Genomic DNA, 405 nt, shown 5'->3' with positions numbered 1-405 from the left:
CGCCCGGATGCGCACATCGCCCCCGGCGCTGGCCTGGGCCATGCTCAGCTGGCCATTGGCATCGAGCTGGATATCGCCACCGCTGGCGATCATCCGCCCGTCGAGGCGCACACCGACACCGGCCTCGGTGCCGACCAGCCTGACCGCGCCGGCATACATGCCGCCCAGCGCGCTGGAGTCGATCGCCAGGCTCGGCTTGGCGCTGCCGTCGTCAGCACGCGCGGTGGCCGCCAAGGTGCGGGCATCGACATCGTTGCGCCCGGCGACGATGGCCAGGTTGCGGGCCTGGATCTCTGCATTGATCTTGGTGCTGCGGGCAATCAGCTCGAAGCTGTCGACGTTGCTGGCATTGATCCCCGCGCCTTCGATGGCGATGTGGCCCTGGTCGACCTGGTAACGGGTCAG

1 protein-coding gene is annotated in these 405 nt (G+C 68.9%); it reads right to left on the bottom strand.

All coding sequences use genetic code 11. The features are described from left to right. Positions 1 to 405: two-partner secretion domain-containing protein (locus LU671_RS29355; protein ID WP_232857816.1), on the bottom strand; the 405-nt coding region annotated here is incomplete at both ends.

The organism is Pseudomonas sp. NMI760_13 (genome assembly GCF_021283245.1).
Lineage (GTDB): Bacteria > Pseudomonadota > Gammaproteobacteria > Pseudomonadales > Pseudomonadaceae > Aquipseudomonas > Aquipseudomonas peradeniyensis.
The sequence above is the reverse complement of the archived record's forward strand: the minus strand, read 5'-3'. Positions and strand labels throughout refer to the sequence as shown.